The sequence below is a fragment of the Aminobacter sp. LjRoot7 genome (assembly GCF_964252895.1).
Taxonomy (GTDB): Bacteria; Pseudomonadota; Alphaproteobacteria; order Rhizobiales; family Rhizobiaceae; genus Aminobacter; species Aminobacter aminovorans_B.
This window is the reverse complement of record NZ_CAXUPX020000007.1, coordinates 14,254-29,945: the sequence shown is the minus strand read 5'-3', so window position 1 is coordinate 29,945 and position 15,692 is coordinate 14,254. Positions and strand designations below refer to the sequence as shown.

Annotated in this window: 9 protein-coding genes; 3 read left to right on the top strand and 6 right to left on the bottom strand. The window is 64.4% G+C overall.

Annotated elements, in window-relative coordinates:
* The first annotated feature begins 97 nt into the window (after nt 1-97).
* Nucleotides 98-1,714 (top strand): bifunctional phosphoribosylaminoimidazolecarboxamide formyltransferase/IMP cyclohydrolase, encoded by a 1,617-nt coding sequence (purH, locus tag ACSQ3E_RS19185; protein ID WP_436123917.1) that lies wholly within the window; start codon nt 98-100, stop codon nt 1,712-1,714.
* A gap of 185 nt (nt 1,715-1,899) precedes the next feature.
* Here the strand turns inward: purH and ACSQ3E_RS19180 are convergent, their stop codons facing one another.
* The 3 genes from ACSQ3E_RS19180 to ACSQ3E_RS19170 all read right to left on the bottom strand — a co-directional run bounded on the left by ACSQ3E_RS19180 (nt 1,900) and on the right by ACSQ3E_RS19170 (nt 8,983).
* Nucleotides 1,900-3,276 (bottom strand): MFS transporter, encoded by a 1,377-nt coding sequence (locus ACSQ3E_RS19180; protein ID WP_436123916.1) that lies wholly within the window; start codon nt 3,274-3,276, stop codon nt 1,900-1,902.
* Nucleotides 3,277-3,392: 116 nt separating this feature from the next.
* Complete coding sequence (locus ACSQ3E_RS19175; RefSeq protein WP_436123915.1) at nt 3,393-8,183, bottom strand: NAD-glutamate dehydrogenase; 4,791 nt, start codon at nt 8,181-8,183, stop codon at nt 3,393-3,395.
* A gap of 188 nt (nt 8,184-8,371) precedes the next feature.
* Nucleotides 8,372-8,983: a LysE family translocator gene (locus tag ACSQ3E_RS19170; RefSeq protein WP_310320560.1), complete on the bottom strand. Its 612-nt coding sequence runs from the start codon at nt 8,981-8,983 to the stop codon at nt 8,372-8,374.
* Nucleotides 8,984-9,373: 390 nt separating this feature from the next.
* Between ACSQ3E_RS19170 and ACSQ3E_RS19165 the strand changes: the two genes are divergently transcribed.
* Nucleotides 9,374-10,081, top strand: coding sequence for a DUF1062 domain-containing protein (locus ACSQ3E_RS19165; protein ID WP_436123914.1), 708 nt, complete (start codon nt 9,374-9,376; stop codon nt 10,079-10,081).
* Between the two features lie 63 nt (nt 10,082-10,144).
* Nucleotides 10,145-10,459 carry a YciI family protein gene (locus ACSQ3E_RS19160; protein WP_436123913.1) on the top strand — a complete coding sequence of 105 codons (315 nt, stop codon included), beginning with the start codon at nt 10,145-10,147 and terminating at the stop codon, nt 10,457-10,459.
* A gap of 77 nt (nt 10,460-10,536) precedes the next feature.
* Here ACSQ3E_RS19160 and typA read toward each other — a convergent pair whose 3' ends face one another.
* From typA to ACSQ3E_RS19145, 3 genes are all read right to left on the bottom strand, one after another.
* The gene (gene typA / locus ACSQ3E_RS19155) at nt 10,537-12,366 is read right to left on the bottom strand and encodes a translational GTPase TypA (protein WP_310320554.1); all 1,830 of its coding nucleotides are present in this window, start codon (nt 12,364-12,366) and stop codon (nt 10,537-10,539) included.
* 132 nt (nt 12,367-12,498) lie between these two features.
* Nucleotides 12,499-13,458, bottom strand: a complete 960-nt coding sequence (locus ACSQ3E_RS19150; RefSeq protein WP_436123912.1) for a small ribosomal subunit Rsm22 family protein — start codon at nt 13,456-13,458, stop codon at nt 12,499-12,501.
* A gap of 147 nt (nt 13,459-13,605) precedes the next feature.
* Entirely contained in the window at nt 13,606-15,660 is a 2,055-nt protein-coding gene (locus ACSQ3E_RS19145; RefSeq protein WP_436123911.1) for a M3 family metallopeptidase, read from the bottom strand.
* Between the last annotated feature and the right edge of the window lie 32 nt (nt 15,661-15,692).

Below are 15,692 nucleotides of genomic sequence, written 5' to 3'. Positions count from 1 at the left end.
GGCCGCATGCGCGGCCGCGCGCCTTGATTTCCGGGCCTCATGTGCTAGGCCGCCCGCAAGCAAAGTTTCCGCTCCAACTTTGAAGGGCCCGCCACCCATGGCCGTCGTTTCCAAGAAGATCCCCGCACCCGACCTCGTGCCGATCCGCCGCGCCCTGCTGTCGGTCTCCGACAAGACCGGGCTGATCGAATTCGCCAAATGCCTGACCAATGTCGGCGTCGAGCTGGTCTCCACCGGCGGCACCGCCAAGAGCATCGCGGCCGAAGGCATCGCGGTCCGCGACGTCTCCGAGCTGACCAAATTCCCCGAGATCATGGACGGCCGCGTCAAGACGCTGCACCCGTCGGTCCACGGCGCGCTTCTCGGCGTGCGCGACGACCCCGAGCATGTCGCTGCCATGGCCGAGCATGGCATCGAGCCGATCGACCTCGTCGTCGTCAATCTCTACCCCTTCGAAGAGGTTCGTGATTCCGGCGCCCATTACGCCTCCATCGTCGAGAACATTGACATCGGCGGCCCCGCCATGGTCCGAGCCTCGGCCAAGAACCACGCCTATGTCGCCATCGTCACCGACCCGGCCGACTACAAGGACGTGCTCGATTCGATCGTCGCCAACAATGGCTGCCTGACCTACGAGTTCCGCAAGAAGCTCGCCGCCAAGGCCTTTGCCCGCACGGCAGCCTACGATGCGGCGATCTCCGGCTGGTTTGCCGAGGCGCTTGAGATCGAGACGCCCGACTGGCGTGCCTTTGGCGGCAAGCTGCAGAGCGTCATGCGCTACGGTGAGAACCCGCACCAGTCGGCCGGCTTCTACCTGACCGGCGACAAGCGCCCCGGCGTCGCCACCGCGACCCAGCTGCAGGGTAAGCAGCTCTCCTACAACAACATCAACGACACCGACGCCGCCTTCGAGCTGGCCGGCGAGTTCGATCCCGTCCGCACCGCCGCCGTCGCCATCATCAAGCATGCCAACCCGTGCGGTGTTGCCGAGGGCGCCACGCTCACCGAGGCCTATGCCCGGGCGCTTGCCTGCGATCCCGTCTCGGCCTTCGGCGGCATCGTTGCCCTCAACCGCATCCTCGATGCCGAGGCAGCCGAGGAGATCGTCAAGATCTTCACCGAAGTCATCATCGCGCCTGACGCGACGCCGGAGGCCCAGGCCATCGTCGCCGCCAAGAAGAACCTGCGCCTCTTGGTGACAGGCGGCCTGCCCGATCCGGATCGTGCCGGTCTTTCGGTCAAGTCGGTTGCCGGCGGCCTGCTCGTCCAGTCGCGCGACAACGCCGTCGTCGACACGCTCGACCTCAATGTCGTCACCAAGCGCCAGCCGACCCAGCGCGAGATCGAAGACCTGAAGTTCGCGTTCCGTGTCGCCAAGCACGTCAAGTCGAACGCCATCGTCTATGCAAGGGACCTGGCAACGGTCGGCATTGGCGCCGGCCAGATGAGCCGCGTCGACTCCTCCCGCATCGCCGCGCGCAAAGCGCTCGACGCTGCGGAGGCCGCCGGCCTCGCCGAGCCGCTGACCAAGGGCTCCGTGGTTGCCTCCGACGCCTTCTTCCCCTTCGCCGATGGTCTGCTGTCGGCCGTCGAGGCAGGCGCCACCGCCGTCATCCAGCCGGGCGGCTCGATGCGCGACGACGACGTCATCGCCGCAGCCGACGCGCACGGCATCGCCATGATCTTCACCGGCGTCCGGCACTTCAGGCATTGAGGGCAACGATACCTTCTCCCCTTATGGGAGAAGGTGGCTGAGCGAAGCGAAGCCGGATGAGGGGTGCTGGACGGAGTGAGGCATTGCCAAACGAGCGGCAGCGCTGAAGCTTGAGACGCACCGCCTCCTCCAACACATCCGCCGCCTTCGGCGACACCTTCTCCCACAAGGGGAGAAGGAAGAGGTTACTCCACCTCATCAGCCGGATAGGGCGTGCGCAGCAGCACCGCCAATCCGATCACGAAGAAGATGATGATCATCGCCATGCCGAGGCGCGGCGAGCCGCTCAGGGCGGTAACCGTCGCGACCACGAAGGGCGCGACGAAGCTCGTCGCCCGGCCTGACAGTGCATAGAGACCGAAATAGCGGCCGGCCTCGTCGGCCGAGACGCTGCGCGCCATGTAGGAACGCGACGAGGCCTGCACCGGGCCAAAGGCGATGCCGACCAGAAGGCCAAAGGCGATGTAGGCTTTTTCCGCAGGGGTGCCGAACAGCCCGCCGGTGTCGGCACCAGGCATCTGCCACATGCCAAACAAAGTATAACCTGGTCCGGTCGAGACAATGCCGATGGTGGCAATCGTCAGCAACACCAGCGAGAATACCACCACGATCTTTGAACCAAAGCTGGTGTCGAGCCGGCTGGCAACGAGGCAACCGAAGATGGCGACGACGTTGAGAATGATGCCGTAGATGCCTATCTCGGTGATCGACCAGCCGAACATTGCCGCGGCAAACGCACCGCCAAGCCCAAGCAAGGCATTGACGCCGTCCTGGTAGATCATGCGGGCGACGAGGAAACGGAAGATGCCGGTGCGCTGGCGCACCTCGCCGATCGTCGACTTGAGCTCGGCGAGCCCGAGGCGCACCGCCGGCCGGATGGCGATACCCTTGCCCGTGTCGGGCGTGAAGAAGAACATCGGCAGGATGAAGATGAGGTACCACAGCGCCGAGATCGGACCTGTCGCGCGTGCATCCTCGCCCGCCACCGGATCCAGCCCGAACAGCGGGGCGGCACCGATGATGGTCTTGCCGGTCTCGGGAGACGCCGCCAGGAAGCCGACGACGAAGATCAGCACAATCATGCCGCCAAGGTAACCAAGGCCCCAGGCGATGTTGGAAATCTTGCCGATCTCCTCCTTCGACACCAGGCGCGGCATCATCGAATCGTTGAAGACGATGGAAAACTCCGCCGCCACCGAGGCGAGCGAAAACAAAAGGACGATCGGCACCAGAGGCGAGCCGGGCTCGGCATACCAGAGCAGGCACAGGCTGATGATCTTGATCGCGGCGAAGAAGGCGATCCACGGCTTGCGCGGCCCGGTCTGGTCGGCGATCGAGCCAAGCACTGGCGACAGGATGGCAATGACGAAGCCGGCGGCGGCGATGCCGTAGCCCCAAGCCGCCTGGCCCATGGCGGGATCAGTCGCCATGCGCGAGACGAAATACGGTCCGAAGATGAAGGTGGTGACCACGGTGAAGAACGGCTGCGCCGCCCAGTCGAAGAACATCCATCCCCAGACGCCACGCCGAGGCGTGCGTTGAACCACCATCGTGTCAGCCATCATCCCTCCGCGCGCGCCGCATCAGCGCGTTGTCTGGAGCTATAGCGCAGTTCGCTTGCGTGGTCCTTGAGGAAAATGCCTGCCACGGCGACCGTGGCAGGCGCTGTTGCAGGGGCTCAGCGGCCCGACAGGTCGCTCATCAGCCCGGCCGCAACCGTCAGCCGCGACACGGTGATGTCGCCGCCTTCGGTCAGGGCCTGTAGCCTTTCGCGGGTGCGGTTGGTGCGCTCACCGCCGGCTTCGAGCCATGCCGCGACCGGGTCGGCGGCGGTGCCGAAGCCGGTCAATGCCGCAACCGCGATGCCGCGGCGGGCCGCGCCGATGGTGTCCGATGCGCGCGACAGTGCCAGCCCCTCGTAATAGTCGGAGGTGGCAATCGCATGCGTCGCATCTTCGATCCGCGGGATGCGGAACGCCTCGGAGACGCCGAAGAACGCTTTTGCCGCCGCCAGGATGTCGGCCTTGGCGGTCTTGGCCACCAGCGCGATGTCGGGCACCAGTTCGCCAGCCTCGAGCAGCGACAGCCGCTCGGCCAATTTCTCCGGCGCGCCGGCCGCGGCAAAGCCGGCCTTGCGGTTTTCGATGCGCTCGCGGGTGAAGGCAGGCAACATGCCGGAGAACTTGGGCTCCAGTGCCGCGCGTGCTTCCTGCAGTTCGGCAATGCGGCTCGCCAATGGCGCGTCGCTGTGCTCGTTGCGCAGATACCAGCCACTGGTGCCGAAGATCAGCCGGCTCACCGCCTGGTAAAGATCGAGCTGCAGCGTGCCGTCGACGACATTGTCGAGTGCGTCGATCTCGCGATAGAGCGCCGGCAAGGCAAAGCCATCGCGCACGACGGCAAAGGCCCGCACCACGTCGGCCGCCGAACGGCCGCTGGCCTCCTGCAGCCGGTTGACGAAGGATGGCCCACCGCGATTGACAAGATCGTTGGCAACAACGCGCGCGATGATCTCGCGGCGCAGCCGGTGACCGCCGATCTCGGCGGCATACTTCTTGGCCATGCGCTCGGGGAAGTAGCCGAGCAGATCGCGTTCGAAATGCGCTTCATCGGGCACGTCGCTGGCGACGATGTCAGAGAACAGCACAATCTTGGCATAGGCGAGCAGCACACCGAGCTCAGCCCGGGTCAGCGGTTCGCCACGCGTCTGGCGTTCGGCAAGTGCCGGCGGCCATGGCAGGTTCTCGACCGCGCGGTCGAGCAGCCCGCGTGCCTCGAGCGCGCTCATGAAGCGGCCCTGATGCGCGATGTCCTGGATGCCGCGCTTGGCGGCGACCGACAGGGCCAGCGTCTGCTCGTAGTTGTTGGCCAGCACCAGACCAGCAACCTCTTCGGTCATCTCGGCGAGGAACTTGTTGCGCGCCGGTCGCTGAAGCGTGCCCTTGCGCATCGCCGAGGCCAGCGCGATCTTGATGTTGACCTCGACGTCGGACGAATTGACGCCGCCCGAATTGTCGATGGCATCCGAGTTGCAGCGCCCACCCTTGAGGCCGAACTCGATGCGCGCCCGCTGGGTTGCGCCGAGATTGGCGCCCTCGCCGATCACCTTGACCCTGAGGTCGGTGGCAGTGACGCGGATCGCGTCATTGGCGCGGTCGCCGACTTCCTGGTTGGTTTCGCCAGTCGCGCGGACATAGGTGCCGATGCCGCCGAACCACAACAGGTCGACCTGCGCGCGCAGGATCGCGTTCATGATCTCGGTCGGCGATGCGGTGGTCTTGGCGAGCCCGATCGCCGTTGCCGCCGCCTGCGGCAGCGTCACCGATTTCTGGGCGCGCGAAACGATCACGCCACCTGCCGACAGCTTCGACTTATCGTAGTCCTGCCAACTCGAACGCGGCAGGTCGAACATGCGCTTGCGCTCGGCAAACGACGCCGCCATGTCGGGCTCGGGATCGATGAAGATGTCGCGATGGTCGAAGGCGGCGATCAGCTTCGTCTGCTCGGACAACAGCATGCCGTTGCCGAAGACGTCGCCCGACATGTCGCCAACGCCGATAACAGTGAACGGCGTCGTCTGGATGTCGCGGTTCATCTCGCGGAAGTGGCGCTTGACCGCCTCCCAGGCGCCACGCGCGGTGATGCCCATCTTCTTGTGGTCGTAGCCGGCCGAGCCGCCCGAGGCGAAGGCATCGTCGAGCCAGAAGCCGTGCTTCTCGCTGATGCCATTGGCCGTGTCGGAGAAGGTCGCCGTGCCCTTGTCGGCGGCGACGACGAAATACGGATCGTCGATGTCGCGGCGAACGACGCCCGTCGGCGGCACCACCTTGTCGCCGTCGAGATTGTCGGTGATCGACAGCAGGCTGGAGACGAAATTGACATAGGCCGCCTTGCCGGCCTCGAACACCGCGTCGCGGCTGCCGCCCACGGGCAGGCGCTTGGGGAAGAACCCACCCTTGGCGCCGACCGGCACGATGACGGCGTTCTTGACCTGCTGCGCCTTGACCAGGCCGAGCACCTCGGTGCGGTAGTCCTGGGCACGGTCCGACCAGCGCAGGCCGCCGCGCGCCACCGCGCCGAAGCGCAGGTGCAGGCCTTCGACCTCGGAGCCATAGACAAAGATTTCGCGCCACGGACGCGGCTCGGGCAGGCCTTCGACGCTGCGCGAGTCGAGCTTGATCGCCAGCGACTGGCCCCGCTCCTTCTTGCCGCCGACAAAGTGGTTGGTGCGCAGCGACGCCTCGATCAAGTTGACGTAACGCCGAATGATTGTGTCGTCGTCGATATTCGGAACCGCTTCGAGCGCGTCCTTGATCTTGGCCTTGAGATGCTTGGCCGTGACCAGTCCGTCCTTTTCCTGTGCCGGATCAAGCCTGGCCAGGAAAAGCGCATGCAGTCCGCGCGCGATGTCAGGATAGCGGTTCAACGCTGCGGCGATGAAGTCCTGGCTCTGCGGGATGCCCGCCTGCTGCAGGTAGCGGCCATAGGCGCGCAGGATGAGAATCTCGTTGGAGCCGAGACCTGCCGTCTGCGCCAAAGCGTTGTAGCCGTCGTTGTCGGCATCGCCCTTCCAGACCGAAAGGAACACCTCTTCGAACAGCAGTCCGCCGTCGGCCAGGTCGATCGGCTGGCCGTAGGCGTTCTCCAGCTCCATGTCATGGATGAAGATCTGGTCCTCGCCCTTCTCGCCCAGCTCGAAGGTGCGCTCGCTGATGACGCGGAAGCCCATATTCTCGAGCAGCGGCACGCGCCGCGACAGCGCCACCGGTGCGCCGTGGTGGTAGATCTTAAGCGAAGCCTGTTCCGGCGCCTGGCCGGTGTCGCGGTAGCAGTCGATGACGATCGGATTGGATGCGCCAATGGAGGCGATGCGCTCGGCATCGACAAGTGCCGCCGCCGGCGAGAAGCTGTTCTGGTAGTCCTGCGGGAAGTGGCTGGCGAGCTTGACGAACGATGCGGACGAACCCGCCTCGGCGGAGGCTTCGCGTAACCCGTCCTCCCAGGTCCGAACCATGTCGCGGATCGCGGCCTCGATGGCCGACTGTTCGACCTTGGGGGTCTTGCCGCCGGAGCGGCCGATGATGAAATGAACGCGTGCCAGCCCGCCCTCGGGGAAAGCCGGATAGTAGGCCGACAGGCGACCTTCGAAGACCGTCCTGAGGTAGGCGCCGATCTTCTCGCGCACCACCGAATCGTAGCGGTCGCGCGGCACGAAGACGAGGATCGAGACGAAGCGGTCGAACTGGTCGACGCGCACCAGCGCACGCACGCGCGGCCGTTCGATCAGGCCGAGGATCGCCTCGGAATGCTTGCGCAGTGTCGGCACGGCGATCTGGAACAGCTCGTCGCGCGGATAGGATTCCAGAACGTTGATCAGCGCCTTGCCGGAATGGTCGCCAGGATCGAAGCCCGACTTGTGCACCACTGTTTCGGCCTTGGAGCGCAGATAGGGGATCTTCATCACCGAGCGCGTGTAGGCGGTCGAGGTGAACAGGCCGACGATGCGCAGTTCGCCCGACAGCTGGCCCTTGGCGTCGTAGGTCTTGATGCCGATGTAGTCGAGATAGGCGCGGCGGTGCACCGCAGACTTGGCATTGGCCTTGGTGACGATCAGCGGGTCCGGGCCATGCAGGAACGCGCGGATTTCGGGCGTCGTCGACGTCGCGTCGATGGTGTCGCGGCGCAAAACCAGCACGTCTGGATCGGCGAGGATACCCAGGCCCGGCTTGTCGGAGCGTTCCAGCGTGCCGCTCTTTTCGCCGCCTGAGTATTTGAACTCGCGCATGCCAAGGAAGGTAAAGTTGTCGTCGCGCAGCCATTCGAGGAAGGCGATCGCCTCGGTCACCGCGTTCTTTTCGAGCGGGATCGGCGCATAGCGGAATTCCGAGATTGCCTGGTCGAGCCTGGCCAGCATCGGCTTCCAGTCGGTAACGGCGGCGCGCACCTGCCCGAGCAGCTTTTTCAGCCGTTCGCGCAGCGCTTCGGCGGCATCCTTGCCGAGTGGCGGAATGTGGACGTGGATGACACTGACCTTGTCGGCCGCTTCTTCGCCCTTGTGGCCGCCGTCGCTCAGGATCTCGTCGACGCCGGTGCGGCCATGGCGCACCAGGATGACCGGGTGGGTCACCAGCACCGGCTCGCCGGCCGCCTCGGTGATCTCGCCGAGCACCGAATCGAACAGGAATGGCATGTTGTCGTTGACGACGGTGACAACCGTCACCGGCCGGTCGTGACGGATAACGCTTCCATCGGTCTCGATGTCGATGACCGAGGAGCCCTTGCGGTGCTTGAGCACGGCCTGCTCGGCAAGCTGGGCTGCGCGCTCCAGCATGCCCGGCTCGTAGTCGGCCACGTCCTCGGCCGGCGCTCGGGCGAGCAGCAATTCGTGCAGCTGGGGAGGTCTGTTGGAGGATTTGGAGGCGGATGCAGTCTTGGCGGATTTCGCCTTAGACTTCACAGATGCGGCCATGACGCTAGTTTCTCCCGTCCCGTCACATGCTTTTGCGACTATCGTAGCAGATGGCCTGCCTTTAGCGACAAAGGTTTGACGGAAGGTAGGGAAAAACGCCTATCGGGCAGGCAGAAATTGCCTGCGAAATAGGCTGACGCAGCGTCCGCAACGGACGCCGCAGGGTGCATCTGGCGAAATTTTCACCTTTACCGCGCAGCGATCGCCGCGGCAGCGCCAGCCATCGTCGTCGCGCTCACCCGATTCGCGATTCGCATCGCTCGCTTGCTGCGCAAAAGCTTGCGCGCCTGCGACGCTGCGAACACCCAGGCGAGGTCGATGGCGATCAGCACCGCCGCCATCGTCAGCGTCAGTTCCAACCAGCCAATCACACTCACCGAAGCGAGATCGATGATGGTCGGCAACAGCGCCAGATAGAACATCATGATCTTGGGATTGCCGAGCGTCACAGCCATGCCGGCGGCAAACAGTTTGAGCGGCGAATCCTGGCTCGGCATCTCGCCTTCGCGCGTGTCGACGGGGGCCGTCCACATTTTCCAGGCGAGGTAGACGAGATAGGCGACGCCTGCCCACTTCACCACGACGAAGGCCATATGGAACGACTGCGCCACGAAGGCCAGACCGAACACCGCCAGCGAAAGCCAGATCGCCTCGCCGATCCACATCGCCGCCAGGAACGGCAGCACGTCGCGGAAGCCCTTCGAGATGACCCGTGCCACCAACGCAGCGATGGAAGGCCCGGGCGAGCCGGCGGCAACAAGCAGAGCACCTGCAAAGATCAGAAGCGAAGTCGGTTCCATGCACGTTCCCTCAGCCCGCAAACAACAATCGACGGCAACACTAGCTGAAAAATCAATTCCTGGTAGTAGTGCCAGTGCAACCGCTTGCCGGAATGCTACTGACAGGCTACGAGTGCCGCCCCGACACCATCTCGAGCATCACTTTGCCTTCGTAAGATCCGGTCTCGTCAACTCCCCCGATTCATGCTGGCCATGCATTTGCATCGCCTGACCATTATCATGTTCTCAGGGTGGCAGTTCGAGACCGGTTTGGCATGGCTGAACCGTTGTCGGATATTCTTCCGTCACGCCTGCTTTTCATCGCCTCGATTCTTGCCACACCGCGCCTCGCGACGAGGCACCTCGACATGGCCGCTTTGACGAACTTCCCAAGAGGAAGGGCGTTCTGCCATGTCGAATACCTTGCGCGTGCGATGGACCATCGCGCCTGTGAAAGCCCCCAAGCCATGGCTGCCTTGCAGCCGCTGCGGCGGCCCCAAACCATACCAATGCAGTCGAAAATTCCGCGTCAACGCCAATGGCAGGCGGCTGGATGCCTGGCTGATCTACAGATGCTCCGGATGCGACAACACGTGGAACCGGCCGATCGTCGAGCGGCGCAACCGTCACGACCTGGATCCACACTTTCTACAGGCGCTGGAGACCAACGATCCGGAATTGGCCGATCGTTTTGCCCATGATGTGGTGGACCTGGCAACCAAGGCTGGGCGCGTCGAGCAGTTCGTGGAAACCGCAGTGAAAAAGCGTCTTGTCTGGCCACTCACCATGGAATGCACGGCAGTCGAGATCATCTGCGACGTCACGCTTCCGTCAGCTTTGCGCATCGACCGCTTGCTTGCCGGCCAGCTTGGCCTGTCGCGCAGCCGCATTGAGACACTGGCAGCACACAGACGGCTCGCCGTTGCTCCCGGAGGGCAGAAGGCCCTACGGCGGGCGATTCGCGACGGCGTGGCAATTGCGCTCGATCTTTCGAAGGAAGCGGATGCTGCGGCAATCGTCACGGCCGCCGCAGGGCTGAGCGAAGTGCCTAGCGACCGTCATCAACTTTCCGCGATAGCAACCGACGCGGATTGCCCATGGCGGCCTATCGGCAAATGAATAGCCCGCGCGCTGGCTTCATGCCGGGTGGCCGGCATGTCGGCACGCCACGGAGGAGATGTCATGGCCAAGTTTCTCTTCGTCTATCACGGCGGTGCTATGCCGCAGTCGGAAGAAGAAGGCGCCAAGGTGATGAAGGCCTGGATGGACTGGTTCGCCACGCTGGGCGCCGCCGTCGTCGATGGCGGCAATCCGGTCGGCAAATCTCAGACTGTTGCCGCCAATGGCACCGTCACTAATGACGGCGGCGCCAATCCGGTCAGCGGCTATTCGGTGTTCGATGCCAAGGACCCCGCCGACGCCGCCCGCATCGCCAAGGGCTGCCCGATCCTGCACGCCGGCGGTTCGGTGGAGGTCGCCCCCATCATCGACATGTAGGGGGCCTTGCCCAATGCCCCAAAGCAAAAAGGGCGCCTCCACTGGAGACGCCCCTTTGATTGATGCTGCTGCGTGGCTTATGCCGCGCCGGCGGTCTTCGACGACTTCTCGAAGCGCTTGCGCTCGTTCGGGTCGAGATAGAGCTTGCGCAGGCGGATGGTCTTCGGCGTCACTTCGACCAGTTCGTCATCCTGGATCCAGGCCAGAGCGCGCTCCAGCGTCATGCGGATCGGCGGCGTCAGGCGCACTGCCTCATCCTTGCCGGCGGCGCGGATGTTGGTCAGCTTCTTGCCCTTGAGCACGTTGACCTCGAGGTCGTTGTCGCGGCTGTGGATGCCGATGATCATGCCCTGGTAGACCTTCACGCCGGCGTCGATGACCATCGGGCCGCGATCTTCGAGGTTCCACATGGCGAATGCCACCGACTCGCCCTGATCGTTGGAGATCAGAACGCCGTTGGTGCGGCCGGGCAGCTCGCCCTTGTAGCCCTGGTACGAGTGGAACAGGCGGTTCATGACAGCCGTGCCGCGCGTATCGGTCAGCAGTTCCGACTGGTAGCCGATCAGGCCGCGCGTCGGCGCATGGAACACCAGGCGCTGGCGGTTGCCGCCCGAAGGACGCAGCTCGACCATCTCGGCCTTGCGCTCCGACATCTTCTGCACGACGACGCCGGCGTGCTCTTCATCGACGTCGATGACGACTTCTTCGACCGGCTCGAGCAGGTCGCCGTTCTCGTCCTTCTGCATGACGACGCGCGGACGCGACACGGCAAGCTCGAAGCCCTCGCGGCGCATCGTCTCGATCAGAACGGCCAGCTGCAATTCGCCGCGGCCAGAGACGTAGAACGAATCCTTGTCGGCCGATTCTTCGATCTTGAGGGCGACGTTGCCTTCGGCTTCCTTGAGCAGGCGGTCACGGATGACGCGGCTGGTGACCTTGTCGCCTTCGGTGCCGGCCAGCGGCGAGTCGTTGACGATGAAGGACATGGTGACGGTCGGCGGATCGATCGGCTGCGCGTGCAGCGGCTCGGTCACGGCCGGATCGCAGAAGGTGTCGGCGACAGTGCCCTTGGACAGGCCGGCGATGGCAACGATGTCGCCTGCCTGCGCTTCTTCGATCGGCTGGCGCTCGAGGCCACGGAAGGCCAGGATCTTGGAGACACGGCCGGTTTCCAGCAGCGAACCGTCATGGTGCAGCACCTTGACCGGCATGTTGGACTTCAGCGTGCCGGATTCGATGCGGCCGGTGATGATGCGGCCGAGGAACGGGTTCGCCTCGAGAATGGTGCCGATCATGCGGAACGGGCCGGGGTGAACGGTCGGTGCCGGAACGTGCTTGAGCACGAGGTCGAACAGCGGCGCGAGGCCCTGGTCCTTCGGGCCTTCCGGATTCTCGGAAACCCAGCCATCGCGGCCCGAACCGTAGAGGATGGGGAAGTCGAGCTGTTCGTCAGTGGCGTCGAGCGCAGCGAACAGGTCGAACACCTCGTTGATGACTTCCTGGTGGCGGCCATCGGGGCGGTCGATCTTGTTGATGACGACGATCGGCTTCAGGCCGACCTTGAGCGCCTTGCCGACCACGAACTTGGTCTGGGGCATCGGGCCTTCAGCGGCGTCGACCAGAACGATCGCGCTGTCGACCATCGACAGGATACGCTCGACCTCGCCACCGAAATCGGCGTGGCCGGGGGTGTCGACGATGTTGATGCGGGTGTCCTTCCAGTCGACCGAAGTCGCCTTGGCGAGGATGGTGATGCCGCGTTCCTTTTCGAGATCGTTCGAATCCATTGCGCGCTCGGCGACGCGCTGGTTTTCACGGAACGAGCCGGATTGCTTGAGAAGCTGGTCGACGAGCGTGGTCTTGCCATGGTCGACGTGCGCGATGATCGCGATATTGCGGAGGTTCATATGTCTACTCGGGAGCGTTGCGGGCACTGCCTGTCGACGCGCCGCGTTTCGTGTGGCCGGGCTCATACAGCTTTTTTCGCAAATGCGAAAGGGGGGCGGGCAAATCGGCCGATTTTCTGCCGCCGGGCAAGGCTACAAAACGTCGCCCCAGTCGACCCGGCGCGCCGTCTTGAACAGCTCGCCGTCACGCTTGGTCAAAAGCTTTTCCTCGACCGAGCCACCTTCCAGGCAGAGTTTGAGCTGGATCTTTCCCGATCCGCCGCGCGCTGGCGCCAGCACCCTCGCGCGGAATGTTTCAGCCGGTATCCGCGACGCCGCCAGGAAGATGTATTTTTCGTCCTCCCACGGCACCTCGCCGCGCTTGGTCAGCCGATGCAGCCGCGAGCGCGCCACGCGGCGCGAAAAATGGCACCAGTCGGGTTCGACGATCGGACAGGCCTGGCTGTGCGGACAAGGTGCAGCCAGATGCGCGCCGAGATCGATGAGGCGCGAGCGCACCGCCATCATGCGCCGCCAGCCGGCCGGCGTACCCGGCTCGACAACCACCAGCAAGCCATTGGTGGCGGCCCACAGGCGTTCGACCAGCGCAAGCCCTTCGGCCGGCGACAGCTCGTCCAGCACATAGGCCAGCGTCACCAGATCGGCCTTGTCAGCCTCGAAGCTCTTGGCGGCATCCGCAGCACGCCAATCGACATGCGCGACACCCGAATGCGCCGACAGCGCCAGGCCGACCTTGCGGATCGCCTGACTTGCCTCGAGCATCGTCGCGGAACCGATGCTCGGCCAGCAGTCCGAAGCCGCCCAAAGTGCCGTGCCGGGACCGGCACCAACGTCGAGCAGGCTCTTCGGCTCGAAGTCCGGCATCAGCTCGGCGGCACTTTCGAGGCTTGCACGCACGGCAGCAAACGTCGCCGGCAGCCGCGTCGCCAGATAGGCGTTGGCAAACATCTCGTCGGACAGGTGCAGCCTGCCGTCCCGAGTCTCGGCGCGGTAGCGGCTCGACAAGGTGTCGGCAGCACGCTGCAGATCGCCGAGCGGCACGCCCTCCAGCGCCCGGTCGACCGCCGCCCTCAATGCTCCTGGCAATTCCATCTACTATCCGAAATCAGCTCTTCCGAGATTCAGGTCAGGCCGCGCTGAAAATGACGGGTTCCGAGAACCGGAGCGGAGCGTACGTTTGGGTACGTGAGCACCGGAAGCGCAGGAAACCGCCATTTTCAAGCCGGCCTCACCTGAATCTTACACCAGACCGCGCTTTTCCATCATCGCCTCGGGCGACGGCATCTTGCCGCGGAAGGCCTTGTAGAGCTCTTCCGGATCGGCCGAACCGCCGGCCGAATAGATGTGCTTGCGCAGCTTTTCGGCCATACCGGGGTTGAAGGCGTCGCCGGTTTCCTCGAAGGCGGCGAAGGCATCGGCATCAAGCACCTCCGACCACATGTAGGAGTAGTAGCCAGCCGAATAGCCCTCGCCCGAGAACACGTGCAGGAAATGCGGCGTGCGGTGGCGCATGACGATCGCCTCGGGCATGCCGAGCTTTTCAAGCGTCTCGGCTTCAAACGCAGCCGGCTCCGCCGGCGCATCCGGCCGTGCGTGATAGGCCATGTCGACCAGCGCCGACGAGGTGAACTCGACGGTGGCAAAACCAGCGCCGAAGGTCTTGGCCGCCAGCATCTTGTCGAGCAGCTCCTTCGGCATCGCCCTGCCGGTCTTGTAGTGCAGCGCGTGCTTTTCCAGCACCGCCGGCACCGTCAGCCAATGCTCGTAGAGCTGCGACGGCAGCTCGACGAAGTCGCGGCTGACCGAGGTGCCCGCCACCGACGGCCAGGTGACGTCGGTGAGCATGCCATGCAGGGCGTGGCCGAATTCATGGAACAGTGTCTTGGCCTCGTCGAGCGACAGCAGCGCCGGCTCGCCCTCCGCCGGCTTGGCGAAATTCATGATGTTATAGATGACCGGCGTCGAGCCCTTGCCCAGCTTGTAGCCGGACTGAAGCGCGCTCATCCAGGCGCCCGAACGCTTCGACTGGCGTGCGAAATAGTCGGCAAGGAAAAGCCCGCGCTTGCTGCCGTTGGCGTTGAACACCTCGAACACCCTGGCGTCGGGATGCCACGCGGCAATACCGGGCACTTCCTTGAAGGTGATGCCGAACAGCCGGGTCGCGACGTCGAAGCAGGCGTCGATGATCTTTTCGAGTTGGAGATAAGGCTTCAGCTCGGCTTCGTCGAAGGCGTATTTCTCGGCCCGCAGCTTTTCCTGGTAAAAGCGCCAGTCCCAGGCGGCGAGCTTGTCATTGCTGCCGGCGCTTGCTGCCAGGCGCTGCAGTTCGGTCTCGTCGGCCGCAGCCTTTTCGCGCGCCTTGTTCCAAACCGGCTCGAGCAGCTCCATCACCGCCTTCGGCGTCTTGGCCATGGTGTCGTCGAGCTTCAGCGCCGCGTAGCTGCCATAACCAAGCAGCCTGGCCTTTTCGGCGCGCAGGCTGAGCGTGTTGCGGACGACCTCGGCATTGTCGGTGTCGCCGCCCGTCTCACCACGTCCGGCAAAAGCCTTGAACGCCTTTTCGCGCAGGTCGCGGCGCTCGGAGAAGGTCGTGAAGGGCTCGTAGATCGAGCGAGAAAGCGTGACGGCATATTTGCCCTTCTGGCCGCGCGTCTCCGCCGCCTGGGCCATCGCGCCACGGACGAATTCCGGCAGGCCGGAGAGATCGCCCTCGTCGAGGAACAGCACCCACTCCTTTTCGTCGGCAAGCACGTTCTGGCCGAACTTTGCGCCAAGCGAGGCAAGCTCCTCCTGGATCGCCGCGAGCCGCTTCTTGCCTTCAGGGTCGAGCTTGGCACCCGAACGGACGAAGCCTTTCCAGGTTTTTTCCAGCACCCTCAGTGTTTCAGGGTCGAGGCCGAGCGAAGAGCGGCGGGAATAGAGATCGTTTATGCGCGCAAACAGCTTCTCGTTCATCGAGATCGCCGAGAAATGGCGGGCCATTTTCGGCGAGATCTCGCGCTCCATCGCCTGGATCGCGTCATTGGTGTGGGCGCCGGCACGGCACCAGAAGATCGACGACACGCGGTCGAGCGCGTCGCCGGCAAGCTCCATCGCTTCAAGCGTGTTGGCGACAGTCGCCGGCTCGGTATTGGCGGCTATCTCATCGATCTCGGCGGCATGCGCGGCCAGTGCCGCATCGAACACCGGGCCGAAATCGCCGTCCTCGATCCTGGTGAAATCCGGCAGGCCAAGCGGCCCGGCCCAATGGGTCAGCGGATGACGCGCGAGATCGATGTTCTGGCTGGCGGACATGGAATGGCTTCCTCGATTGGCATTCGGTTCGG

What these genes read in the sequence shown, in the direction of transcription:
- purH (WP_436123917.1), top strand. Translation starts at nt 98, where the DNA reads ATGGCCGTCGTTTCCAAGAAGATCCCCGCACCCGACCTCGTGCCGATC.
- ACSQ3E_RS19180 (WP_436123916.1), bottom strand. Translation starts at nt 3,276, where the DNA reads ATGGCTGACACGATGGTGGTTCAACGCACGCCTCGGCGTGGCGTCTGG.
- ACSQ3E_RS19175 (WP_436123915.1), bottom strand. Translation starts at nt 8,183, where the DNA reads ATGGCCGCATCTGTGAAGTCTAAGGCGAAATCCGCCAAGACTGCATCC.
- ACSQ3E_RS19170 (WP_310320560.1), bottom strand. Translation starts at nt 8,983, where the DNA reads ATGGAACCGACTTCGCTTCTGATCTTTGCAGGTGCTCTGCTTGTTGCC.
- ACSQ3E_RS19165 (WP_436123914.1), top strand. Translation starts at nt 9,374, where the DNA reads ATGTCGAATACCTTGCGCGTGCGATGGACCATCGCGCCTGTGAAAGCC.
- ACSQ3E_RS19160 (WP_436123913.1), top strand. Translation starts at nt 10,145, where the DNA reads ATGGCCAAGTTTCTCTTCGTCTATCACGGCGGTGCTATGCCGCAGTCG.
- typA (WP_310320554.1), bottom strand. Translation starts at nt 12,366, where the DNA reads ATGAACCTCCGCAATATCGCGATCATCGCGCACGTCGACCATGGCAAG.
- ACSQ3E_RS19150 (WP_436123912.1), bottom strand. Translation starts at nt 13,458, where the DNA reads ATGGAATTGCCAGGAGCATTGAGGGCGGCGGTCGACCGGGCGCTGGAG.
- ACSQ3E_RS19145 (WP_436123911.1), bottom strand. Translation starts at nt 15,660, where the DNA reads ATGTCCGCCAGCCAGAACATCGATCTCGCGCGTCATCCGCTGACCCAT.